This is a genomic window from Pseudomonas sp. GM50 (assembly GCF_000282375.1).
Taxonomy (GTDB): Bacteria; Pseudomonadota; Gammaproteobacteria; order Pseudomonadales; family Pseudomonadaceae; genus Aquipseudomonas.
In genome coordinates this window covers 174,998-197,816 of the sequence record NZ_AKJK01000042.1, presented here as the reverse complement: position 1 = coordinate 197,816, position 22,819 = coordinate 174,998, and the positions used below count along the sequence as shown (strand labels likewise).

At 59.8% G+C, this 22,819-nt stretch carries 17 protein-coding genes; 5 read left to right on the top strand and 12 right to left on the bottom strand.

Annotation, left to right across the window (positions count from 1 at the left end):
* The first annotated feature begins 175 nt into the window (after positions 1-175).
* Together PMI30_RS21350 and oadA are read left to right on the top strand one after the other, a co-directional pair.
* Positions 176-1,591, top strand: a complete 1,416-nt coding sequence (locus tag PMI30_RS21350) for an acetyl-CoA carboxylase biotin carboxylase subunit (protein WP_007896523.1) — start codon at positions 176-178, stop codon at positions 1,589-1,591.
* A gap of 11 nt (positions 1,592-1,602) precedes the next feature.
* Complete coding sequence (gene oadA, locus PMI30_RS21355; RefSeq protein ID WP_007896522.1) at positions 1,603-3,411, top strand: sodium-extruding oxaloacetate decarboxylase subunit alpha; 1,809 nt, start codon at positions 1,603-1,605, stop codon at positions 3,409-3,411.
* 217 nt (positions 3,412-3,628) lie between these two features.
* Here the strand turns inward: oadA and PMI30_RS21360 are convergent, their stop codons facing one another.
* From PMI30_RS21360 to PMI30_RS21370, 3 genes are all read right to left on the bottom strand, one after another.
* Positions 3,629-5,002, bottom strand: coding sequence for an autotransporter outer membrane beta-barrel domain-containing protein (locus tag PMI30_RS21360; RefSeq protein ID WP_008007790.1), 1,374 nt, complete (start codon positions 5,000-5,002; stop codon positions 3,629-3,631).
* A 298-nt stretch (positions 5,003-5,300) separates the two neighbouring features.
* A complete protein-coding gene (locus tag PMI30_RS21365) occupies positions 5,301-6,137 on the bottom strand; it encodes an amino acid ABC transporter permease (RefSeq protein WP_008007789.1) in 837 nt (278 codons plus the stop codon).
* Positions 6,134-6,955, bottom strand: a complete 822-nt coding sequence (locus tag PMI30_RS21370; RefSeq protein ID WP_008007786.1) for an ABC transporter substrate-binding protein — start codon at positions 6,953-6,955, stop codon at positions 6,134-6,136. Before PMI30_RS21370 ends, PMI30_RS21365 begins: the two co-directional genes overlap by 4 nt.
* Before the next feature lie 112 nt (positions 6,956-7,067).
* On the opposite strand from PMI30_RS21370, the gene PMI30_RS21375 reads away from it, so the two are divergent.
* Entirely contained in the window at positions 7,068-7,967 is a 900-nt protein-coding gene (locus PMI30_RS21375) for a homocysteine S-methyltransferase family protein (protein WP_008007784.1), read from the top strand.
* Positions 7,968-8,079: 112 nt separating this feature from the next.
* Here PMI30_RS21375 and PMI30_RS21380 read toward each other — a convergent pair whose 3' ends face one another.
* Genes PMI30_RS21380 through PMI30_RS21390 form a run of 3 tightly spaced genes read right to left on the bottom strand, consistent with a single transcriptional unit; the run spans position 8,080 to position 9,848 of the window.
* Positions 8,080-8,751, bottom strand: a complete 672-nt coding sequence (locus PMI30_RS21380; protein WP_008007781.1) for a GNAT family N-acetyltransferase — start codon at positions 8,749-8,751, stop codon at positions 8,080-8,082.
* Between the two features lie 17 nt (positions 8,752-8,768).
* The gene (locus PMI30_RS21385; protein ID WP_007896516.1) at positions 8,769-9,215 is read right to left on the bottom strand and encodes a GNAT family N-acetyltransferase; all 447 of its coding nucleotides are present in this window, start codon (positions 9,213-9,215) and stop codon (positions 8,769-8,771) included.
* Positions 9,216-9,224: 9 nt separating this feature from the next.
* Positions 9,225-9,848 (bottom strand): FMN-binding negative transcriptional regulator, encoded by a 624-nt coding sequence (locus PMI30_RS21390; RefSeq protein ID WP_008007779.1) that lies wholly within the window; start codon positions 9,846-9,848, stop codon positions 9,225-9,227.
* Positions 9,849-9,938: 90 nt separating this feature from the next.
* Between PMI30_RS21390 and pdxR the strand changes: the two genes are divergently transcribed.
* On the top strand, positions 9,939-11,489 hold the full coding sequence (gene pdxR, locus PMI30_RS21395) for a MocR-like pyridoxine biosynthesis transcription factor PdxR (protein WP_008007776.1): 1,551 nt from the start codon (positions 9,939-9,941) through the stop codon (positions 11,487-11,489).
* On the opposite strand, the gene PMI30_RS21400 is transcribed toward pdxR, so the two are convergent.
* The 3 genes from PMI30_RS21400 to PMI30_RS21410 form a co-directional block, all read right to left on the bottom strand.
* Complete coding sequence (locus tag PMI30_RS21400) at positions 11,490-16,061, bottom strand: dermonecrotic toxin domain-containing protein (protein WP_008007774.1); 4,572 nt, start codon at positions 16,059-16,061, stop codon at positions 11,490-11,492.
* Between the two features lie 143 nt (positions 16,062-16,204).
* Positions 16,205-17,305 (bottom strand): polyamine ABC transporter substrate-binding protein, encoded by a 1,101-nt coding sequence (locus PMI30_RS21405; RefSeq protein ID WP_008007772.1) that lies wholly within the window; start codon positions 17,303-17,305, stop codon positions 16,205-16,207.
* 13 nt (positions 17,306-17,318) lie between these two features.
* Complete coding sequence (locus PMI30_RS21410; RefSeq protein ID WP_008007770.1) at positions 17,319-18,350, bottom strand: histone deacetylase family protein; 1,032 nt, start codon at positions 18,348-18,350, stop codon at positions 17,319-17,321.
* Between the two features lie 145 nt (positions 18,351-18,495).
* Between PMI30_RS21410 and PMI30_RS21415 the strand changes: the two genes are divergently transcribed.
* The gene (locus PMI30_RS21415) at positions 18,496-18,684 is read left to right on the top strand and encodes a hypothetical protein (RefSeq protein WP_008007769.1); all 189 of its coding nucleotides are present in this window, start codon (positions 18,496-18,498) and stop codon (positions 18,682-18,684) included.
* Here the strand turns inward: PMI30_RS21415 and PMI30_RS21420 are convergent.
* The 3 genes from PMI30_RS21420 to PMI30_RS21430 form a co-directional block, all read right to left on the bottom strand.
* Positions 18,681-19,673 (bottom strand): AraC family transcriptional regulator, encoded by a 993-nt coding sequence (locus PMI30_RS21420; RefSeq protein WP_008007767.1) that lies wholly within the window; start codon positions 19,671-19,673, stop codon positions 18,681-18,683. The genes PMI30_RS21415 and PMI30_RS21420 overlap by 4 nt on opposite strands.
* A 152-nt stretch (positions 19,674-19,825) precedes the next feature.
* Positions 19,826-20,830, bottom strand: coding sequence for an asparaginase (locus PMI30_RS21425; RefSeq protein WP_008007766.1), 1,005 nt, complete (start codon positions 20,828-20,830; stop codon positions 19,826-19,828).
* A 175-nt stretch (positions 20,831-21,005) separates the two neighbouring features.
* The gene (locus PMI30_RS21430; protein ID WP_007896504.1) at positions 21,006-22,457 is read right to left on the bottom strand and encodes an alanine/glycine:cation symporter family protein; all 1,452 of its coding nucleotides are present in this window, start codon (positions 22,455-22,457) and stop codon (positions 21,006-21,008) included.
* Between the last annotated feature and the right edge of the window lie 362 nt (positions 22,458-22,819).

Below are 22,819 nucleotides of genomic sequence, written 5' to 3'. Positions count from 1 at the left end.
AGCGAAGGCTGATGTCTCAACTATAAGTCTTTGCTTATGTGTAACCCAATTATTATTCATTTTTGTTAATCCCTTGCGAAGGCTAGTGTGGAGCTGCGACTGAATCGAAACATTTGGTCACGCGTCGACCTGGTGTGACAGGTCGTGGGTACCACCGGCTCAAGGGAACCTCCAAGTGATAAAAAAGATCCTGATCGCCAACCGTGGTGAGATTGCCGTACGAATCGTGCGTGCCTGCGCGGAGATGGGCATTCGCTCCGTCGCGATCTATTCCGACGCCGATCGTCATGCGTTGCATGTGAAGCGAGCGGACGAGGCCCACAGCATCGGTGCCGAGCCACTGGCCGGCTACCTGAACCCGCGCAAGCTGGTGAACCTGGCGGTGGAAACCGGTTGCGATGCATTGCACCCTGGCTACGGCTTCCTTTCGGAAAATGCCGAGCTGGCGGACATCTGCGCCGAACGCGGTATCAAATTCATTGGTCCATCGGCTGAAGTGATTCGCCGCATGGGCGACAAGACCGAAGCGCGCCGCAGCATGATCAAGGCTGGCGTACCGGTCACCCCGGGCACCGAGGGCAACGTGTCGGGCATCGAAGAAGCCCTGACCGAAGGTGACCGTATCGGTTACCCGGTGATGCTCAAGGCCACCTCCGGTGGTGGCGGCCGCGGCATTCGTCGTTGCAACAGCCGCGAAGAACTCGAACAAGCCTTTCCACGGGTGATTTCCGAGGCCACCAAGGCTTTCGGTTCGGCGGAAGTGTTCCTGGAAAAATGCATCGTCAATCCGAAACACATCGAAGCGCAGATCCTCGGTGACAGCTTTGGTAACGTGGTGCACCTGTTTGAGCGTGATTGCTCGATCCAGCGGCGCAACCAGAAGCTGATCGAGATCGCTCCGAGCCCGCAACTGACCCCGGAACAGCGTGCCTACATCGGCGACCTGTCGGTGCGTGCGGCCAAGGCCGTGGGTTACGAGAACGCCGGCACTGTGGAGTTCCTGCTCGCCGAGGGCGAGGTGTACTTCATGGAGATGAACACCCGGGTGCAGGTGGAACACACCATCACCGAAGAAATTACCGGCATCGACATTGTTCGCGAGCAGATCCGCATCGCGTCCGGCCTGCCGCTTTCGGTGAAACAGGAAGACATCCAGCACCGCGGTTTCGCGCTGCAGTTCCGGATCAACGCCGAAGACCCGAAAAACAACTTCCTGCCGAGCTTCGGCAAGATCACCCGTTACTACGCGCCCGGCGGCCCCGGCGTGCGCACCGACACAGCGATCTATACCGGCTACACCATTCCGCCGTTCTACGATTCGATGTGCCTGAAACTGGTGGTCTGGGCGCTGACCTGGGAAGAGGCGATGGACCGTGGCTTGCGAGCTTTGGACGACATGCGTCTGCAAGGGGTCAAGACCACCGCCGCGTACTACCAGGAAATCCTGCGTAACCCGGAATTCCGTAGCGGCCAGTTCAACACCAGCTTCGTTGAAAGCCACCCTGAACTGACCAACTACTCGATCAAGCGCAAACCCGAAGAGCTGGCCCTGGCCATCGCCGCCGCCATCGCCGCCCACGCAGGCCTGTGAGGAATAGAACAATGAGCAAGCAAATCCACGTTACCGACACAATCCTGCGCGACGCCCACCAATCGCTGCTCGCCACCCGCATGCGCACCGAAGACATGCTGCCAATCTGCGACAAGCTCGACAAAGTCGGCTACTGGTCGCTGGAATGCTGGGGCGGCGCGACCTTCGACGCCTGCGTACGCTTCCTCAAAGAAGACCCGTGGGAGCGCCTGCGTCAACTGCGCGCGGCCTTGCCTAACACGCGTCTGCAAATGCTCCTGCGTGGCCAGAACCTGCTGGGCTACCGCCATTACAGCGACGACGTGGTCAAAGCCTTCGTTGCCAAGGCGGCAGTCAACGGCATCGACGTGTTCCGCATTTTCGATGCGATGAACGACGTGCGTAACCTGCGAGTCGCCATCGAAGCCGTGAAGGCCGCCGGTAAACACGCCCAGGGCACCATCGCCTACACCACCAGCCCGGTGCACACCATCGAGGCGTTCGTGGCCCAAGCCAAACAAATGGAAGCCATGGGTTGCGACTCCGTGGCGATCAAGGACATGGCCGGCCTGTTGACCCCGTACGCCACTGGCGAGTTGGTCAAGGCTCTGAAAAGCGAGCAATCGCTGCCCGTGTTCATTCACTCCCACGACACCGCCGGTCTGGCCGCGATGTGCCAACTCAAGGCCATCGAAAACGGCGCCGACCACATCGACACCGCAATCTCCAGCTTCGCTTGGGGCACCAGCCACCCGGGTACCGAGTCGATGGTCGCCGCCCTTAAAGGCAGCGAGTTCGACACCGGCTTGAACCTGGAGCTGCTGCAAGAGATCGGTCTGTACTTCTACGCCGTGCGTAAGAAGTACCACCAGTTTGAAAGCGAATTCACCGCCGTCGACACCCGCGTTCAAGTCAACCAGGTACCGGGCGGGATGATTTCCAACCTGGCCAACCAGTTGAAAGAGCAGGGCGCGCTGAACCGCATGAGCGAAGTGCTGGCGGAAATCCCTCGCGTTCGCGAAGACCTCGGCTTCCCGCCGCTGGTGACCCCGACCTCGCAAATCGTCGGCACCCAGGCGTTCTTCAACGTGCTGGCCGGCGAGCGCTACAAGACCATCACCAACGAAGTGAAGCTCTACCTGCAAGGCGGCTACGGCAAAGCGCCGGGCACCGTGAACGAAAAACTGCGTCGCCAGGCGATCGGCAGCGAAGAAGTCATCGACGTCCGTCCAGCTGACCTGCTCAAGCCGGAAATGACCAAGCTGCGTGCCGAAATCGGCGCCGTGGCCAAGTCTGAAGAAGACGTGCTGACCTACGCCATGTTCCCGGACATCGGCCGCAAGTTCCTCGAAGAACGTGCAGCCGGCACCCTCACGCCAGAAGTGCTGTTGCCGATTCCGGAAGCGGGCGGCGTGGCATCGGCCGGCGGCGAAGGCGTGCCGACTGAGTTCGTCATCGACGTTCACGGCGAAACCTACCGCGTCGACATCACCGGTGTCGGCGTCAAGTCGGAAGGCAAGCGCCACTTCTATCTGTCCATCGACGGCATGCCGGAAGAAGTGGTGTTCGAACCGCTCAACGAGTTCGTCAGTGGTGGCAGCAGCAAGCGCAAGCAAGCCACTGCACCGGGCCACGTCAGCACCACCATGCCGGGCAACATCGTCGATGTGCTGGTCAAGGAAGGCGACACCGTGAAAGCCGGCCAGGCCGTGCTGATCACCGAAGCGATGAAGATGGAAACCGAAGTCCAATCGGCCATCGCCGGCAAAGTCACCGCCATCCATGTGGCCAAGGGCGACCGGGTAAACCCGGGCGAGATACTGATCGAGATCGAAGGCTGAGTTAACAGCCTCGATATACCGTTTTAAACCTCGGGGGGGCATGTGCTCCCCTTTTTTTTGCGCGGTATTTGGGAGTGTCACAATCCTTGTGTGGGAGCGGGCTTGCTCGCGAAGAGGGAGTGTCAGTCGACATCAATGTTGCCTGGCACACCGCCTTCGCGAGCAAGCCCGCTCCCACAAAGTACTGTGCTGAGTCAGTGAGAGTGGGGCGGTTTTATCAGAATGCCATCCGCCACTGCCCCATTACGCCATGACTGCGGCTGTCACTGGCGATCTCGCCGGTGAGGCCAACGCCCACTGTATGGTTCGTCGAAACCCCAAGATCCAGTCCCGCATCGAGCATCAAGCTGTTGCGATCCAGCTCCGCACCGTAAACGGTGTAGTCGTTGCCGCCATTAACCAGCTGCTGGCGGGTTTTGGTGTAGACCTCACCGTACGTGTGTTTCCAGCCAGCACTGAATCGCGGCGTCAGTTGCATACCGTTATCCAGCGTGTTGATCTTCGCCAGACGCAGGCCAAAGGTGCTGTTCATGTTGCTTTGGGCTTGCTCATGTACTTTCAGCGCCGCTGCACCGCCTTTTTCGGTATAGCTGTCGCGCTGATAGCGTTGGTAGCCGAGGCTGGCGAACGGTTCGATGCTGACGTTAGCGCGGCCCAGGTTGTAACCTACCTCGGCGAAGGCTTGCTGGGTGCTGGCATCGTAGCTGCCCTTGGGGCGGTCGCTGAAGCCAGCGAAGGCTATCCGGCGTGCGTTGTTGCCGTCGTGGTTGCTGTAAGTCGCGCCAAGGCGCAGTGACATCGGACCATTCTGACGCAACGCATAGACACCCAAGTGCCAGCTGTCGAGATCTCCGTCGAGTTCGCTGCTCTCCAGCCGAGTCCGCGATTTGCCGCCCATCAGCCCCAAGCGCCATTCCTCATCGATTCTCCAATCCGCTCCCAGCAACAGGCCCTCGGTTGTGTGCTGCAGGGGATAAACGTCGCGATCCAGTTTCCCTTTATGCCCAAGCGCTTGTAGCCAGACTCTGCCGTTGTCTTTGCCGCCGCCGGCCAAGCGTGGTGCGTTGCTTCGCCTGCCGGGATTGCTGTAGGCACTGGCGGTATCCAGCTGGCGCATGGCCGAGAGCATGCTCGCGCTGATTGGGCTGTCACTGTTCAGAGTTGCCTTGGCGAGATTGGCGTTCTGGCTGCCATCCAGTTGGTCGATGGCCGGGGAGGCTATTTCGGAGGTGGACGCGGGCGGGGACGTGACTGCGGCATTCGTGGTGCTGGATGGCGTCTGCGCCGCTGGGCTGGCTTTGAGCTCTTCAAGGGCAGGCGGTTTAGTTGTTACAGGCTGAACTGTCTGTCTTTCACTCAACCGGTTTGTGGGCTGGTCAGCGTTTTTATGTGGATCGATAACCTCCTTGGTCGCCGGAAGATCAACGATGCGCTCATTTAGCTTGGGGGTTTTTTTACGAGACTTGGCAGTCGGCGCGTCGGAAATGACTTGAGGCTCCGGTTGTTGCGCCATGGAGGTTTCTATGCAACCCATTGCAAGCGCAATGGCCAGCGCCAGATGTTGTGGTCGGAATTTGTATTGAACGGGCATCGAGTACAGCCTCTTTGACATGAGGCCAAACTCTAAGAGGGAGGCTATAGGTGCCGATGTCAGCTGCGTCCGACGGGCTTGCGGGGAGTGTCAGATGGTTGTGTAGAAAATGGCCAATTATTTGAGGGGGGCTATTTTTACCCGTTTGAGCTGATGCTTTTTCTGACAACGAATCAAGACAAGAGGGCTATCGCATCGCCGCATATTAAAGATCAAAAGATCGCAGCTTTCGGCAGCTCCTAGGGTTGCGAGCCGGCCCAATGGAGCTGCCGAAGGCTGCGATCTTTTGGTTTTTAACCTAGCTACGGCTCAAATACGCCTTCCCATAATGCCGCTCCATCCGCGCCTGAATCAGCTCCAGTCCAATCGACATCAGCCAATAAATAATCGCCGCCGTCGTCAGCATTTCGATATAGCGATAGCTCGAGCGCCCGTACGATTGCGCCAGGAACATCACTTCCCAAACCCCCATCACCGAAATCAGTGACGAGTCTTTGAGCATGGAGATGAACTGGTTGGTGGTGGGCGGGATGATGGTGCGCATGGCCTGGGGCAGGGTGACGCGCCAGAAGATCACGGTTTCGCGCATGCCCAGCGCCAATGATGCTTCGCGTTGGCCATGGGGGACGCCGAGGATGCCGGCGCGGAAGATTTCGCTCAGGTAGGCGCCGTAGTTCAGCGACAGGGCGATGATGCCGGCGGCAATGGCGCCGGGCACGATGCCGAGTTGTGGCAAGCCGAGGTAGATCAGCAGGATCTGGATCAGCAGCGGTGTACCGCGAAAGAACGAGGCATAGAAGCTCGCGATGCCGAACGCCACGGCACTTTTCGACAACCGGGCCAGGGCGGTGATGAAGCCCAGCAGCGATGACGCCACGATCGAGCACAGGCACAAGAACAGCGTCAGCGCTGCGCCTTGCAGAAAGCCGTTGGGCGCCAGGTGCAGGCCTATCAGGTTCGGCAGTTTGTCGAGGATGATCGAGAACTTCAGATCGAAGCTCAGGAAAAAACTCGCAAACAAGCCGAACATCGCTGCCCAGGTCAGGTACAGCCGTGTGCGGAAACCGAAAATCCGTTGCAGCATCGACTCAGCCACCGGTTGCGGCGGCTGAGGTGGTTTGGGGAAAGAAGTCATTTGCTGATGTCGGCGCCGATCCATTTTTGCGACAGCTTGCTCAAGGTGCCGTCCTGTTTCAACTGGGCAAACACATCACGTACTTTGGCGTCCCACTGGGCGTCGCCTTTTTCGATGGCCACCGAGTTCGGCTCCGAGTACAGCGGCTCACCGGCGAGCTTGAAGCGCTTGTCTTCGTTCAGGCGTGGTTGCGCGGTCACCAGGTTGGTGAGAATCGCGTCCAGACGAACGCCAGCGCCCAGGCCCAAATCCTGGAACGCGACGTTGTCGGTGTCATACGGAGCGATCTGCACATTCTCGAACGGGTATTGCAGTTGGGTGTCTTCGGCGCCTTCGATCACCAGGTTTTTGTTCAGGTAGCTTTCATAGCTGGAGGCGCTGGTGAGGCCGACTTTCTTGCCACTAAGGTCCTTGGCTCCGTGAATGCTGTCGTTCTTGGCGTTGACCACAATCACCGCAGGGGAGGCGTAATACTCCACCGGGAAGTCGAAGACTTCGGCGCGAGCTTTGCTCGGGGTCATGGAGCAGATGCAGATGTCGTAACGCCCGCTCCAGCGGCCGGCGGCGATCACGTCCCAGGACGGTGTTTCGAGGCGCAGCTTGACGCCCAGTTTGTTCGCCACGGCCTTGGCCACGTCGACGTCGAAACCGTCGAGCTGGTTTTGATCGTTGAGGAACGAGAAGGGCGGATAGCTTTCCATCAACACGCCCACCAGTTCTTTCTTTTGCTCGATGCGATCCAGAGTAGCGCCCGCAAAGGCTTGGGTAGAGGCAGCCAAAATCGTCAGGCCCAGGGCCAGCAGTGGTTGAAATTTCACAGTTGATCCCTGAAAAAAAAGAGGTTGTTATTAACCGGGTGGTGCGTATTAAATAGTTATAAGAAAGACTCTGATAGTGAGTTATTTTCATAAGCTTATGAGTGAAAAGAATATGGGCGCAGGCAGCACGGTAATTCTGGATGGCGGCATGGGTCGTGAGCTGCAACGCCGAGGGGCGCCGTTCAGGCAGCCTGAATGGTCGGCGCTGGCCTTGAGCGAAGCGCCGCAAGCGGTGGAGGCGGTGCACGCGGCTTATATAGAGAGCGGTGCCAACGTGATCACCAGCAACAGTTACGCGGTGGTGCCGTTCCATATTGGCGAAGAGCGTTTCGCCGCTGAGGGCCAGGCGCTCGCGGCATTGGCCGGTGAGCTGGCTCGGCGTGCAGTCGATGCGGCGGGCAAACCGGTGCGCGTAGCCGGTTCATTGCCGCCGTTGTTCGGCTCCTATCGCCCGGACCTGTTCGATGCCGCGCGGGTGACTGAGCTGCTGACCCCTCTGGTCAATGGCCTGGCACCGCATATCGACCTGTGGCTGGCGGAAACCCAGAGCTCGATCGTCGAGGCACGGGCGATCCATGCCGGTCTGCCGAAGGACGGCAAGCCGTTCTGGCTGTCGTTTACTCTGAAGGATGAAGACACCGACGAAGTGCCGCGTTTGCGCTCCGGTGAGCCTGTGGCTGAGGCCGCTGCGGTGGCGGCGGAGTTGGGTGTCGAGACCTTGCTGTTCAACTGCAGCCAGCCAGAAGTGATCGGCGCGGCGATTGATGCGGCGCGGGAAACCTTCGAACGCTTGGGTGCGAAGATCCACATCGGCGCGTACGCCAACGCCTTCCCGCCGCAACCGAAAGAGGCCACGGCCAACGACGGTCTGGACCCGTTGCGCGACGATCTCGACCCGCCGGGTTATCTGCAATGGGCTGCTGATTGGCAGAAGCGTGGGGCCAGCCATTTGGGCGGTTGCTGCGGGATCGGGCCGGAGCATATTGCGGTGTTGGCCCAGAAATTAGCGTGATGCCAATCGCGAGCAGGCTCGCTCCCACAAGGGTATTGCGTTGATTTTTGATCAACCGAAAACCTGTAGGAGCGAGGCTTGCCCGCGAAGGCGTCCTGCCAGGCGCCGAAGATTACTGGCGGCACTCCACCAACGTTTTCACCTGCCCCGACCCCGTCTGGTTCTCATCAGACAGCCACCGCTCGAACCCCGCGCCAATCGCCGGCCATTCCGAATCCAGAATCGAATACCACGCCGTGTCACGGTTCTGCCCCTTGACCACCATGTGCTGACGGAACACCCCTTCAAAACTGAACCCCAACCGCTGCGCCGCATACTTGGAACGGGCATTGCCGTTGTTGCATTTCCATTCCAGACGCCGGTAACCCAAGGCAAAGGATTCCCTGGCCAGCAGGTAAACCGCTTCGGTGCTTTTTGGCGAGCGCTGCATCGGTGCGCCGAAGGTCACATGGCCGATCTCGATGCGACCCTGAGCAGGGACAATCGACATCAGGCTGAGGATGCCCTGGACGTCGCCGCTGGCACGGTCGATCACCGTGAAGAAATACGGATCGCTGTTGGCCGCGTGATTGTTCAGCCAGTCGTTGAAAGCGCTGCGTTCCGGGAAAGGACCGTAAGGCAAATAATCCCAGAGCTTCGGATCCGCGCCCGGGCCTTCCAGGGCTTCCCACAAACCGTCGGCGTGACGCGCCGGGTCAAGTTTTTCCAGGCGGATGAAACGCCCTTCGATCAGTTGAACCGAGGGTGGCGGAACACCTTTCCAGTCGGCGAGTGAAGTCGACATGCTGCTCTCCTTGAACCTTAAAGGCCTTTGCGGAACTGGATGAAACCGGGGCGTTCGGCGATGCGCTCGTAGAGCTGGATCGCGGTGGCGTTGGTTTCGTGGGTCAGCCAATGAACCTTGCAGCACCCATCGGCCTTGGCCGTGGTGTAGACGAATTCAATCAGTTGCCGACCGACACCGGTGCCGCGGGTTTCTGGCGTCACCAGCAAGTCTTGCAGGTAGCAGGAGTTTTCGATGCTCCAGTTCGAGCGGTGATAGATGAAATGCACCATGCCCACCGCTTTGCCATCGGCCCAGGCCAGCGCCCCATGGGTCGGTTCGCTCGGATCGAGCAGGCGCTGCCAGGTGCTTTGGGTCACCGCCTCGGGCAGTTCGGTGTTGTAGAAACGCAGGTAGGCTTGCCACAGCGGCAGCCAGGCAGCGTGATCGTCGGCGGTGACCTGGCGGATGTCGATCTGACTCATATTGATTCCTTAACGCATCAAGTGGGCGAGGGCCTGGTCGTGCACATCAGGGCTGGCGGCCAGCCCCTCGCGCACACCGGCGATGTCTGCAGCATTGCGGTTCTGGCTGAGCTTGCGCTTGCCCTCCAGACGCTGGATAGGCAGGGCAAAACCGACGATGGCCTTGAGCATGCCATCAATGTAGTCGGTGGGGGCATCAGCGACTTTCCATGGATTGATGCGACCCGCTTCATGACGATCAGTCAGAGCGCTGACCAGATTGCGCAGGCGATCGGCGTCGGTGAAAACTTCGGCCGTGCCATAGGCATGTACGGCGACGTAGTTCCAGGTCGGCACGACTTTGCCGTGCTCGGCTTTGCTCGGGTAAAACCCCGGGCTGACGTAAGCATCGATACCGGCAAAAATCACTAGCGCCTCGGCGCCGTTCTGCAATTCCTTCCATTGCGGATTGGCTTTGGCGAAGTGGCCGTAGAGGGTTCCATGGGTGCCATGGTCGACGTTCAGCAGCAGTGGCAAATGACTGGCTTGCAGGCCTTGCTCACCGTGGGTGACCAAAACGCCAAGGCGAGTGCCGAGTATCTGCTGATGCAGTTCATTCAAATCATCGATGGCGAAATTGCTGGGCGTGTACATGGAAATTTTCCTTGGCGAATGCGTTCATCCTAGGCAGGCTATTGGTCTGTTGTAAGAGCCATTAATGACCAATTTCATAGGTCCATTACCATGCCGAATCCGCCGCTTCCCTCGTCGTTCAATCCGGCGGGTATCGAACTCGACCGCCGTCAGGGCCTGAGTCGTCAGCTCTATCAAGCGCTGCGGGTGCGAGTGCTCGACGGACGATTGGCCAGCGGCACACGACTGCCGGCCAGTCGCGATCTGGCGGCGGCGTTATCGATTTCTCGCAACAGCGTGGTTCGGGCCTACGATCAGCTTTACGCCGAAGGCTTCATCGAGGGGCGTGTTGGCGACGGGACTTACGTCGCGCAATTGCCTCAAGCCGCATTGCCGGTGAAAAAATTATCCACAAAAGTATCCACAGGGTTTTCAACAGGGTTACCCACAGCCTTATCCACAAATTGGCTGGATTTACCTGTGGTTTCATCCAGTAAAGTTATCCACAGCAGCGCTTTGGGGCGCGTTGAAAAGAACCATCTGGCCTTGCCTCCCAGTGGTCCGCCTCGGGCATTTCGGGTCGGCGTTCCAGCCTTCGATCTGTTTCCTTTCGAGGTCTGGGCCAAGCTGAATGCGGCTTTCTGGCGTAAGCCGGATTTACAGCAACTGTGTTATGGCAATCCGGCGGGTGATGAACGCTTGCGCGGATTGATTGCGGCCTATTTGCGCAGCTCGAGGGGCATGCAGTGCACGGCTGAGCAAATTGTGATCACCAGTGGCGCGCAGCAGGGGATCAGCCTTTGTGCACAGTTGCTGGTGGAGCCTGGTGATGGGGTGGGGATCGAAAATCCGGGTTATCGCGCCGCCGGTCATGCCTTTGCGGTAGCCGGTGCACGGTTGCATGGTGTGCCGGTGGACGAGGAGGGAATCGATTGCAACACGCTCGGGCAGTTGAGCGATTGCCGGTTGGCCTACGTCACGCCTTCCCATCAGTACCCGACCGGTGTGGTCATGAGCCTGGCCCGACGTCTGGATTTGCTCGCCTGGGCCGAGCGCAACCAGGGCTGGATCATCGAGGACGATTACGATGGCGAGTACCGTTACAGTGGCGCACCGCTCGCGCCGTTGGCGGCACTCGATCGCCATGGGCGGGTACTGTATGTCGGCACCTTCGGCAAGGTCGCTTTTCCAGCGTTGCGACTGGGTTATCTGGTATTGCCACCGGGGCTGGTGGAGGCGTTCGCCCAACGTCGAGCGGTGGATGTACGGCATTCCGAGGTGAGCACCCAAGCGGTGATGGCCGAGTTCATGGCGGCCGGGCATTTCCAGCGCCATATCCGTCGCATGCGCCGCGCCGCCCTGAGTCGACGCAATTGTCTGTTGGCCCATTGGCCGACGAACATTGAGGGCGTTGGAAGCGTGCCGAGTGTGGCAGCGGGGCTGCATCTGACAGTCCCGGTGAGCAGCGTGGCTCGTGAGCGCGAGTTGATCGATCAAGCTGAAAGCGTCGGGGTCGAGGTCAACGGTTTGAGCAGCTACTGGTTGCCCGACTCGCAGACGCCGCTGGATCAGCGAGCCGGGTTGGTGTTGGGTTTTGCTGCCGTACCAGAGCCGGCGATCGAAGCGGCTCTGGCCCGTTTGCGCAAGGTCTGGGGCGGCTGACTACTCTTGCGGTTCAGGCTTGAGAAACAGATCCAGAACCACCGGACTGACGACCCGGCGCAGCGCGTTGTCCACCGCATCGAACGTGTTCAGTTCCTGACGTGTCTTGGCAGGCAGCTCTTGCAGATACTCATCGGCGAACTTGAGATGGGCCGCCGTGAACTGATCATCCGGATCGGTCAATTTATCGTAGTGAAAGTGCGCGACCCACAACGGTCTGTTGTGGCGTGTCTTGTCGACGATTTTGTATTCCTGGAAGTAGTCCTTGCGCTGTTTGGTCTTGATGCGGCCGCGCTGGTCTTTGATGATCTCGACCTGGCTGTGTTCCTGCAGCCATTTCAGATAAGCCTCCCGGGGTTTGCGCCCCATGAGCATGGTGCCGTAGACGCTGATGCCTTCGCCTCGCACTCTTGTGGCACCCTCGCGTAGTTCGGTGTTCAAGCTCCCCACTGGAAAATCGGCGCGTCTGCGAGCAAATACCGCATCAACGTCATTGGCGGCTTGTTCGAGACGGGACGCCTGTTGATCGAACAGGTCTTTCATGTCCGCCGGAATGCGCGAGGGACGCTGTGCGTCCGTGCGCAGACGTTTGATGAACGCATCGAGTTCAGCGATCAGAGAAAGCCCGTTGGCGACGATACCTTGATCGTCCAGTGCCGCCGGCTGCGCCGCACGCCTGGTCGCCGCCTTGACGATGGGGACCTCTTCGACAGGCTCCGGTTTTTCGGTAGACGGGGTCTTTTGCGCGTCACCCCCCCGTGGCCGGGATTTGCTCACCTTGATGATGGCTCGTGAAGTGGAGGGCGCCGGCTCGAGCCTGGCCATCGCGGTGACCGGTACTTCTTCAGGTTCCGGAAGCAGCTTGAGCAGACGGTTGCGCGCCAGTTGATGTAAGTCTGCGACCAGCGTCTGAATGCGCTTGAATCGGACCGGCTCCAAATGATTGGACCAGGCGAGGGAGAGCTCCTGCAGACGCCGTTCGGAATCTGCCAGGTGATCGACGAGGGCGGTGAGCTGATCTACATTCGCTGCCTCGGAGTCAGCAGACCTCAAGTCATGGCCTGCGTCAGCCGCATTGTCGAAAATCTGTTCGACAAGCTCACGTACCTGACTCATGTCGCTGCCGGGCACTTCACGCAGGCAAAGCTCGGTGGACAGGCCGATTTCATTGGCTTCAAGGTCGTAGCGGGAGAATGACGGCAGTAACTTTCTCAGATCGCCGGCGACCTTGCGGGCAACGCCGGTATTGGTCATCAACCTGTCCAATGAGGTGTGCAGGTGAGCGAGGCAGTCAATCATTTCATCGCTCACGGCGATGGCCTTTTGTGCAGCTTCCATTTGCACGGCCCGAGGCATCACTGTCGCAGTTTCCGACTGGCTGACCAGGGGCACGACGATTTGCGCGTATTCGCGCAACTTCATTCTCAGCCAGCCGCTGAGGTAGCGATGCTGCTCAACGGTGAACCGCATCAGCTGAGACTGATAAAAAATGCCTGCGCCCCCCGCTTCGCGCCACTTTTCGAGGTCTTCCAGTGCCTGGCGATATCCGTTGGCCAGCTCCTCGGACTTTGAGAGGTAAGTGGCTATGGCTTCGTCGGACATCGTGGCCGATACGTCGTTGGTCTCCAAGCGTTTCAGGGCCTCGTCCAGAGTGGCTTTTCGAGTGGCTTCCTGTGCAATGAACTGACGCAGTGCTGCCCATGCAGCATCCCTTCCTTTGGTTTTTTCGCGCTGCAGGGCTGCGATCCGGCCGGTCGGGCCGCCGCCGCGTAAACGCAGTTTCAGATCCCAGTGCCATCGACCTTCGCCCTCGTCGAACCGCACACTAAAGCCGGACCGCAACGGATCGTTCGGGTCAACGATGAGCACCGGTTCGTCCGTTTCGGCACTGACCTGAAACCATCGCTCACCGACCTTGGCGTACAGCTTTCCCGCCAGTTCATGGAGATGATTGGCATTGGGCTGCGCACCGTCCGGCAGATTCGGCGCCGGTACCTGGAATCGATTGATCCGTTGTAGAAATTGCGCCTCTGCATTGATACGGCCCGGCGGGACGGGCGCCAGGCTCGAGAGATGAGTCTCGGGCAGTTCGGCACTCAGCGCAGTCGTGTCATGTATGACCGTCGGCGGCTTTGTGGAGGAGGGTGTAATGAACAAAGGCTCATCCATGGGCAGCCGTTTTGGCGAGGCGTTTTCGCCGAATGGGCTTGAGAGCCGAATGCGCCGTGTCGCGACCCGTTGCGTGAGCAGGATGCCCATAGTCAACAGGACGTCGCCGGTCGAGGACCACTCGATGATGGTGTCGCCGTGCTCATGGGCATCCAGCGCCTGCTGGATCTGATTGATGCTTTGCCAGACCCAGACGGCGCTGCCCGCCGACCCGCTGAGAAAATTGGTGGCTACGCTGAACACCGCCCAGCCGCTGTCGGCCAGCAGCGCCCAGCGACGCTCGGCGTTGGAGGTGGATTGTCGGTCGGCGAGCCTGGTCATGGCCTCGCTGTTGTGGGTGAACAGGGCCGAGAGAATGTTGCCGCTCAGGGGGGTATTCGCCAGGTCGATGGAAGCGGTCAGGTCGAGATGGATAAACGGCTCGAAAGCCAGTTCGGTAATCGTCCAGGGCGAAGGTATTCCGTTGGAAAACACATACTGGGCGTATTCGAAACTCAACGCGCTGGTGGGCAGCCAGGCCAGAATCGAGTCGCGCAGTTCGCCCGACTGGTAAAACGCGTACAGCATGTTCTGCTCGGAAGGGAATTGGCGCAGCGGTTGATCCAGCAAGGGTTGATAAAGCAGGCAAGGGCCGCTCAAGCCCTCGCGCGGGCCGATGATGTACATGTTCGCGACAATGTCCGGCGTGCTGCCGAGACGATAGCGGGGCATGAACGCCAGCGGGCGAATCTGCACCGACCACTCTGCGGATGGCGAGTTGTTTTCGATCGACTCCATCAGTTGGCAGACCTGGCGGTAGCCCTGCTCATCGACACCACACTGACGCTTGAGCTTGTACTCCAGCGCCAGCAACGGCAACAGCAATGGCAGCTGACGGCAGTAGCGGGCCTTGTGGCGCAGGGCCTGCACCGGGTCGTCGATGAGTGTGCGCTTGATCAACTGCGGATAGGTTTCGCCGATGTTGACCTCGTTGGCCATGCGCAACAGAAAAGTGACAGTCATCCAGTCTGGTACAGCTGTGCCATCGGCGTAGGCCACCGTCGCGCTGTACGGTCGGGTATTGCTCAGCGCAAATTCGGCCAGGGTTTCGACGCTGGGGTTGCGCGGGTCGGGCAGGGTAAAGCCACCGGCTTCGAAGCTGTGGGTAATGGTGATCCGAATATCGTTCAGTGGTAGTAAGGCGGCGCCTTCGTCGGTTTTGTCGGCGACGATGGCATCGCGCATTTGCTGCTGGGCGTAAGTATGAATGAGGGGGATGTCTTCGACATTGAAGACGTCACTGTCGGCCTCGCCTCTGAGGGTTCCCAGATCGGTCAGGTAGCGGCCGTAGGCTTGAATATCGTCAAGCGATCCCGTCGATAGCCACTCGGGTATGGCGTTTGTCAGCTGTTCCACATGCGCACGTTCTTTGGCGCTGATAGTGCCACTGGCGTCCTGTCGAGGGGCGGTGTGGGCCAATGGAGAGCGGCTGACCGGGTCGAGTGCATCGATGGCGTCGAGCTGAGAGCCCACCAATGCCCAGACCATGGCATCGAAAATGTTTTCCTCGGGCTCGTAGAGTCGCCACTTCAGGCTCTGGCCTCTCAGATCGATGTCGATTCGCCCGGGGAGGGCTGCGCCCAGTTGCTCCAGGGAGTTGAACGATTCGTAGCCGCCGGTGATGGTGTACATCACGATCAGTTCACGGGTACCAACGGTCGCAGTCAGCACCAGCGCGCCCGGCAGTATCAAGTGCCGGGTGATATTGCCCTCGGCCATCTCGAAGTTGAGGTCGATATCGAGCAGGCAGGCGTGGACAGCTGATAGCCCACTGCCGCTGCTCTGCCGCTGCGCCTTGTCGGGGTATAGCGAAACGAGCCGTCCAAGGGTGCACTGTTCCGCGTCCCAGCCAGTGACCGACTGAACGTCGAGCGCCTCTTTCAGGGTGTCGGACAGAATCTGCCAGCGCGGCAGTGGGCCGACGGTTTTATTCCAGTAGTCCAGCTGGCTTTGTTCGAAGGCCACAAACAGTAACGGCGCGTGTTCATTGAGCAGGCTGGTGATCGCATCCATGCTGACCGGTAAGTGGATGGGGTCGCTGGCATGGGATGTCAGGGTCAGGAAATGTTCGCCTTCGATATAGTTGGCTGTTGTTTTCGTGAAGCCCAAACGTGCCAGTGCGTGGGTCAGCGATTCGAAGTGGTTGCCATGGGTGACCAGAGCCCCTCCGTGTGGGTGCCATACCGGCGACGCGAGCATGGCTTTGTCGGGGTCGAGGTCTTGTTCGGGAAAGCGTTTCTTCAAGGCTTTTTGCAGAAGCTGCGCGGCGGCATCATGGAGTGTAGGACCGCCGCTGGTTTGATCGACCAGGCGACTTTTTTTCAGCAGCGGTGATGAAGTGTTTGTTCGGATGTTTTCAGTCATGGACAGGAACCGGTTGGCGGATGGGGGCAGGTACTGCCGTCTCGAACCGACAGTACCCAGGCGCAAACCGGGCCAGGTGGTAGATAAATATCGCAGACAAAAAAAGACCCGCGATGGTGCGGGTCTTTGGTTTGCGCGGTGTTTCAAGTGCCGGACTTGATCTTGGTCCAGGCGCGGGTGCGCGCACGTTCTGCATCACGAGGCAACGGTTGCAGGGTGTAGAGCGTGCTCATCGCCGTTTCGGTAGGGTACAGGTTAGGGTTGTTGCGGATCGCTGGGTCGACCATTTCCGTGGCGTCCTTGTTCGGGTTCGGGTAGCCGACGAAATCGCTGACCGGCGCGATGACCTGAGGTTGCAGCAGGTAGTTGATGAAGGTGTAGGCGTCTTGCGGGTTCTTCGCGCCTTTGGGGATCGCGAGCATGTCGAACCAGATCGGTGCGCCTTCTTTGGGCAGGCGCATGTCGACGATCACGCCATTCTTGGCTTCCTTGGCGCGGTTGGCAGCCTGGGAGAAGCTGCCGGAGTAACCGACCGCCACGCAGATGTCACCGTTGGCGATGTCGGCCATGTACTTGGACGAATGGAAGTAGGTGATGTACGGACGGATCTTCATCAGCAGCGCTTCAGCCTTGGCGTAGTCCGCCGGCTTCTTGCTGTTGGGGTCCAGGCCCAGGTGTTGCAGGGCCAGCGGCAGGATCTCTGACGGCGAGTCGAGCAGGGCCACGCCGCACTGCTTGAGCTTGCTGATGTTCTCTTCCTTGAAGATCAGGTCCCAGCTGTCCACCGGTGCGTTATCGCCCAGCGCAGCTTTGACCTTGTCCGGGTTGAAGCCGATCAGGATGGTCCCGTACATGTACGGCACGGCGAATTTGTTGCCCGGGTCGTTGGCTTCGATCAACTTCATCAGCTTGGGATCGAGGTGGTTCCAGTTTGGCAGTTTGCTGCGGTCCAGTGGCTGGAACACCCCGGCTTCGATCTGCTTGGCGAGGAACACGTTGGACGGCACCACCACGTCGTAGCCGGAGTTGCCGGTCAGCAACTTGGCTTCCAGGGCTTCGTTGGTGTCGAAGATGTCGTAGACCAGTTTGGTCTGAGTGTTCTGGGCCTTGAAGTCTTCCAGCGCTTTGGGGGTGATGTAGTCGAACCAGTTGTATACCCGCAAAGTCCGTTCTTCAGCGTGAACGGCACCACTGAGCAGCGTGGCGCATAACACTGGAGCGATAAAACGCTTGAGTCGGTTCATTTGTTCTAATTCCTCATTGGGCGCTTTCAAAACCTTCGAGAACGTTCACGGCATTGATGCCGATTTCTTCTACCGCGTAACCGCCTTCCATCACGAACAGCGTCGGCTTGCCGAGGCCCGCGATGCGCGCGCCCATCGCCAGGTAATCCGGGCTGTCGAGTTTGAATTGGGAGATCGGGTCGTCCTTGAACGTATCGACGCCCAAGGACACGACGACGATGTCGGCGCCGTACTGATCGATCTCTTTGCAGGCCTGCTCCAGCGCCGCGCTCCAACGGTCCCAGCCTGACCCGGCGGGCAAAGGGTAGTTGAAGTTGAACCCTTCGCCTGCGCCTTCACCGTGTTCGTCTTCGTAGCCGAGGAAGAACGGAAACTCGGCTTCCGGATGGCCGTGGATCGAGGTGAACAGCACGTCGCTGCGCTCGTAGAAAATCGATTGGGTGCCGTTGCCGTGGTGGTAATCGACATCGAGGATCGCGACCTTTTTGTGGCCCTGATCGAGGAATGCCTGGGCGGCGATGGCAGCGTTGTTGAGGTAGCAATAACCGCCCATCAAATCGCTGGCGGCATGGTGTCCCGGTGGACGGCACAAGGCGAAAGCACTGCGGGCACCGCGCTGAATCACCGCTTGGGCCGTGAGGGCAACTTGCGCCGCGCTATACGCCGCTTGCCAGGTGCCGGCGGTAATCGGTGCGCCGCCGTCGAAGCTGTAATAGCCGAGTTGGCCGTGCAGGCTGGTGGGCATGACCCGGCGTAAGGTGCGGGCCGGCCAGGTGTAGGGCAGCAAGTCGCCGTCGGTATTGAATTCGGTCCAGCGCGCCCAGGCCCCTTTGAAGAAGTCGAGGTAGTCGCGGCTGTGGATGCGCTCGATCGGCCCGAGACCGAAATCCTGCGGCGCCTCGACCGGGCCCAGACGGCGGTACTGTACGCGTGCCAGTACATGGTCGGCCCGCGAGGGCATTTCGAAGCAGGGCATCAATTGCCCGTCCATCAATTCACAACGGCCATGATGCAGGTGGTGATCGTTCGAATAGATCGTCAGCATTCTTGTTCTCCGCAGGCTGATTCGGTTGCACACAGTCTTGCGGCGGGCGGCGTTTGGGAGAACGGCAGGAAAGGCCAAAAGGGGATCGATACGGCCAATAGATTTGACCGAAATTCGCCCCTTAAAGGAACACAGGCGCCCTCGAATGACGCACCTGACCCCTGTAGGAGCAAGGCTTGCCCGCGAAGCTTTTGGCGTATTTGAAGACGCCTTCGCGAGCAAGCCCGCTCCCACAGTGGATTTGCGTCGTGCGTCGATACAGTGTTCGCTGAAGGTCAAATGTGGGAGCGGGCTTGCTCGCGAAGACGGCCTGAAGAACGCCGCCATTCCTTAAGGCCTGAACTGGCTGGGCGCCACGCCACTCCAGCGCACAAACGCATGGCGGAAACTTGCGGTCTCGCTGAACCCCAACGCCTCGGCAATCCGATAGATCGGCAATTGATCTTCGCAGAGCAGGCGCTTGGCCTGCTCGAAGCGCAATTCATCGAGCAGTTCCTGATAGCTGCAGCCCAGGTCCTTCAGATGTCGGCGCAGGGTGCGCGCCGAGCAGTTCAACTGTTTGGCCAGCCCATCCAGGCCCGGCGCCGCGCTCAGTTGCGCAGCGAGTAGTTGGCGGATACGCCCGAGCCAGGCCTGACGCCCGGTGAATTCGGTGTTTTGCTTGCGACAACGCTCGGCCATGGCCTGGTGCGTGATGGCGTCGGCCAGTGGCAGGGGTTGTTCGAGCCAGCGTTTGTCGAAAGCAAAGGCATTGGACACAGCATCGAACTGCAAGGGGCAGTCGAAACGCTCGGCGTAGCGCGCCTGATAATCCGGCGCCGGGTGTTCGAAGCGGGCGCCGAGCAGAGGCAGAGGGTGGCCGAGCAAGTCTTCGCAGGTGACTTTCATCGAGACCAGGCAAAACTCGACATTGAACGGTGCCAGCGCCGGATTCTCCCGATAATCGCCCGCGGTGAGCCAGATGCGCTCGTCCTCTTCCTCCAGGCTCAACTCGAACAGTGTTCCCAATAGCGCCGGATAGTGCAGCGCCAACCGCAAGGCGTCACCTAAAGTGGCGCTGGTGAGTAAGGCGTACCCGAGCATGCCGTAGGAAGAAACGTGCATCCGCCGGCCCAACTCCAGGCCGATATCACGGCGTAGCGCGACAGCGTTGGCACAAACCAGCATCTCTTGATTGGTGGTGATGCGCGTATCCGCCCGGCTCAGATCCGCCGCGCTGATGCCGCTGCCGGCCAGTAACGCCTCGCTGGACAGGCCTTCGGCCTTGAAGGTGTTAAGCACCAGGGAAACGGCATTGAGGGTGGTGAGATGGGAGTGGAGCATGGGTGCTTCCAGCGTTGGGCATACCGGAAGGGGAGCAAGTTATATGCCGGTTATGACCAGCCCTGTAGGAGCGAGGCTTGCCCGCGAAGCTTTTGGCGTACTTGAGGACGCCTTCGCGGGCAAGCCTCGCTCCTACAAGGTTTTGTGTTGTGTCAGCTGAGTTCGCCGCACAGGTCGAGCTCAACCAACCGCCGAACTTCAGCGGTCTCAAGCCCTGCGCCGAGCAGCGCATGCAATTTGCCGAATACCGCCTCGCGGGTCATGCCGCCACCGGACAACACACCGGCGTCACGCAAGCGGCTACCCGCCTCGTACACGTCGAGCTGCACGCCACCTTCATGACATTGCGTGACCGCGACCACCACCACACCTTTGTCCCGCGCCCGTTCCAGGCTGGCGAGAAACGCGGGGTTGTCGCTTGGTCCGGTGCCGCTGCCATAACATTCCAGCACCAGACCCTGAATATCGCTATTGAGCAGGCCATCCAATTGATCGGCACCGATGCCAGGGAACAGCGGCAGCACAGCGACCTTCGCCAACTGCTTAGGCTGGTTGTAGTTCAATTGCGCCGGCACGGAAGTCGCTTTCACGCCGCCGCCCTGACGCTCCAGCCGTTTGAACGGATGGCGGTCGAAACTGCGAACCTTGGCGCAACGGGTCGGGTCGAGCAGTTCACCGTGGAAGTACAGATGAACACCCGGTGCCAGGCCCTGGCCAAGGGCAACCAGCGCGCCGCTGAGGTTTTCCCAGGCATCGCTGTCGGTCACGCCGGCCGGCAGCATGGAGCCGGTGAACACCACGCGGGCATGCAGGCCGAGCAACTGAAAGTTCATGGCCGCGGCGCTGTAGGCCAGGGTATCGGTGCCATGCAGGATCAACACACTGTCGCAGCCCTGGACATCCACGGCGTCGACCACCGCTTCACGCAGTTGCTGCCAGTAGGCGGGCGTCATGTTGGCGCTGTCGATCAGCGGCGACATCTCGCGAAAGCGCCACTGCGGTACCACCAGTTCGGGTTGGCTGTGCAGATACTCGCGCATCCGCGCTTCGAAACCGGACGCCGGCGCCAGGCCGTGGGCACTGGCTTGCATGCCGATGGTGCCGCCGGTGTAGAGCACCATGACGTGCTGGGCGGCAGGAAAAGTCGAGGAATTCATGGAGGTTCTCCGAAAACGATGTGGGAGCGAGCCTGCTCGCGATGGCAGCGATGTGGTCTCAAGCTCGAACCAGAACGGCAGCATCAAAAAAGCTGCCACAACCTACGACCGAGCATGACGCCGGTCGCAAGCTGTGTCACGCCGGGCGCAGGGGATGCGCCCGGTTTTTTACCGATCAGCGTTGCGCTGCGGTCACGCCTTGCGGCTCGGCTGCGGCCGTAGGAGCGGCGGCTTGTGGATTGGCTGGCCAGGCTTTCAGGTCCAGGTCCAGATCCGGGAACTTGCTCGAATCGAACACCGGGGTCTTGATGCCGGCAGCACGCTGGTCATCGTAGTCACGCAGGATGCGCATGCCGACCTTGAACAGCAGGAACAGCGCGATCAGGTTCACGAACGCCAGCAGAGTCATGGTGATGTCAGCGAAGGCGAACACCGTGCTCAGGTTCTCGATGGCACCCCAGAAGATCAATACCAGTACCAATGCGCGGTAGGCGATCAGCGCCTTGCGGTTTTCACCGATCATGAAGCGCAGGTTGTTTTCGCCCAGATAGTAGTTGTAGAGAATCGAGGTGAATACGAACAGCGCCAAGGCGACGGAGATGAACATCCGGCCCCAGTCACCGACCACGGCAGCCAGGGAGTTCTGGGTCAGGGCAATGCCGTCGCCTTCGAAACCCGGGGTGTAGAAGCCCGACAGCAGGATCAGCAACGCGGTGCAGGTGCAAATCACGAAGGTATCGAGGAACACGCTGAACGCTTGAACCACGCCTTGCGAGACAGGGTGCTCGACCGAGGCCACTGCGGCCACGTTCGGCGCACTGCCCAGGCCTGCTTCGTTGGCGAACACGCCGCGCTTCACACCCATGACGATGGCGCTGCCGATCAGGCCGCCGAACGCCTGGTCCAGACCGAAGGCGCTTTTGACGATGGTCATCAACATGCCCGGAACGTGATCGAACTGCAGCACGATCACGTAGATGGTCACGCCGATGTACACCAGGGTTTTCACCGGTACCAGCAGGTCAGCGACCTTGGCGATCCGCTTGATACCGCCGATGAACACCAGACCCAGCAATACCGCCAGGCCCAGCCCGGTGTAAGTGGTGTCGAGGCCGAAGGCATTGTTCAGCGAGTGGGTTACGGCGTGGGCTTGCAGGCCGTTGAAGGCGAAGCCGAAGGTGATCAGCAGCAGGAACGCCATGATCATGCCCAACCAGCGCTTCTGCAGGCCGTGCTGAATGTAAAAGGACGGGCCGCCACGGAACTGGCCTTCGGAGTCGCAGCGCTTGTAGAGCTGGCCGAGGGAGCATTCGAAGAAGCTGCTGGACATGCCGACCAGCGCGGTCACCCACATCCAGAACACGGCACCGGGGCCACCAAGGGTCACGGCGATGCCGACACCGGCGATGTTACCCGCACCGACGCGGCCGGCGAGGCTGAGCATCAGGGCCTGGAACGAGCTGAGTTGACCGGCGCTGCTGCGCAGGCTGTCACGGAACACCGCGAACATGTGGAAGAAATGACGGAACTGGACGAAACGCGAGCGGATCGTGAAGTAGCTACCGAGCCCGACAATGAGCACGATCAGTACTTTCCCTGAGAGGAAGTCGTTGATGACTTCGAGCATGGATTATTCCTCGCTATTTTTTGTGTGTGCGAATGCTGGGTGGTTGACACATCGCGTTACACCCGATTGTGCTCGGCACAACAGGTTAGGCGAAGGTTCGTCCCGGTTCCATTTCGCGGGTTTGTTATTAGTTCGGGTTCGCATGGGTTTGGGCCTCGTTACCGACGACCGCTCACGCGAAGAGGGCCGGCACTATACATAGGAGCGTGCCATCCGTCTGCACGGTTGTGGTGCAAGCGACGAAACGAAGCTTTGAAACACCCGACGTTACCGGCGTCGGGCTTATGTAGAAGCTGTTCTTTTGTGGGAGCGGGCTTGCTCGCGAAGGCGGTCTGATTTCCACACACCGCCTTCGCGAGCAA

Excerpts from the sequence above, each read along its gene's own strand:
- PMI30_RS21375 (WP_008007784.1), top strand. The coding sequence starts at position 7,068 with ATGGGCGCAGGCAGCACGGTAATTCTGGATGGCGGCATGGGTCGTGAG.
- PMI30_RS21405 (WP_008007772.1), bottom strand. The coding sequence starts at position 17,305 with ATGAACCGACTCAAGCGTTTTATCGCTCCAGTGTTATGCGCCACGCTG.
- PMI30_RS21365 (WP_008007789.1), bottom strand. The coding sequence starts at position 6,137 with ATGACTTCTTTCCCCAAACCACCTCAGCCGCCGCAACCGGTGGCTGAG.
- PMI30_RS21420 (WP_008007767.1), bottom strand. The coding sequence starts at position 19,673 with ATGCTCCACTCCCATCTCACCACCCTCAATGCCGTTTCCCTGGTGCTT.
- PMI30_RS21380 (WP_008007781.1), bottom strand. The coding sequence starts at position 8,751 with ATGTCGACTTCACTCGCCGACTGGAAAGGTGTTCCGCCACCCTCGGTT.
- PMI30_RS21410 (WP_008007770.1), bottom strand. The coding sequence starts at position 18,350 with ATGCTGACGATCTATTCGAACGATCACCACCTGCATCATGGCCGTTGT.
- PMI30_RS21360 (WP_008007790.1), bottom strand. The coding sequence starts at position 5,002 with ATGCCCGTTCAATACAAATTCCGACCACAACATCTGGCGCTGGCCATT.
- PMI30_RS21425 (WP_008007766.1), bottom strand. The coding sequence starts at position 20,830 with ATGAATTCCTCGACTTTTCCTGCCGCCCAGCACGTCATGGTGCTCTAC.
- PMI30_RS21385 (WP_007896516.1), bottom strand. The coding sequence starts at position 9,215 with ATGAGTCAGATCGACATCCGCCAGGTCACCGCCGACGATCACGCTGCC.
- PMI30_RS21400 (WP_008007774.1), bottom strand. The coding sequence starts at position 16,061 with ATGACTGAAAACATCCGAACAAACACTTCATCACCGCTGCTGAAAAAA.
- oadA (WP_007896522.1), top strand. The coding sequence starts at position 1,603 with ATGAGCAAGCAAATCCACGTTACCGACACAATCCTGCGCGACGCCCAC.
- PMI30_RS21415 (WP_008007769.1), top strand. The coding sequence starts at position 18,496 with ATGACGCACCTGACCCCTGTAGGAGCAAGGCTTGCCCGCGAAGCTTTT.
- pdxR (WP_008007776.1), top strand. The coding sequence starts at position 9,939 with ATGCCGAATCCGCCGCTTCCCTCGTCGTTCAATCCGGCGGGTATCGAA.
- PMI30_RS21430 (WP_007896504.1), bottom strand. The coding sequence starts at position 22,457 with ATGCTCGAAGTCATCAACGACTTCCTCTCAGGGAAAGTACTGATCGTG.
- PMI30_RS21390 (WP_008007779.1), bottom strand. The coding sequence starts at position 9,848 with ATGTACACGCCCAGCAATTTCGCCATCGATGATTTGAATGAACTGCAT.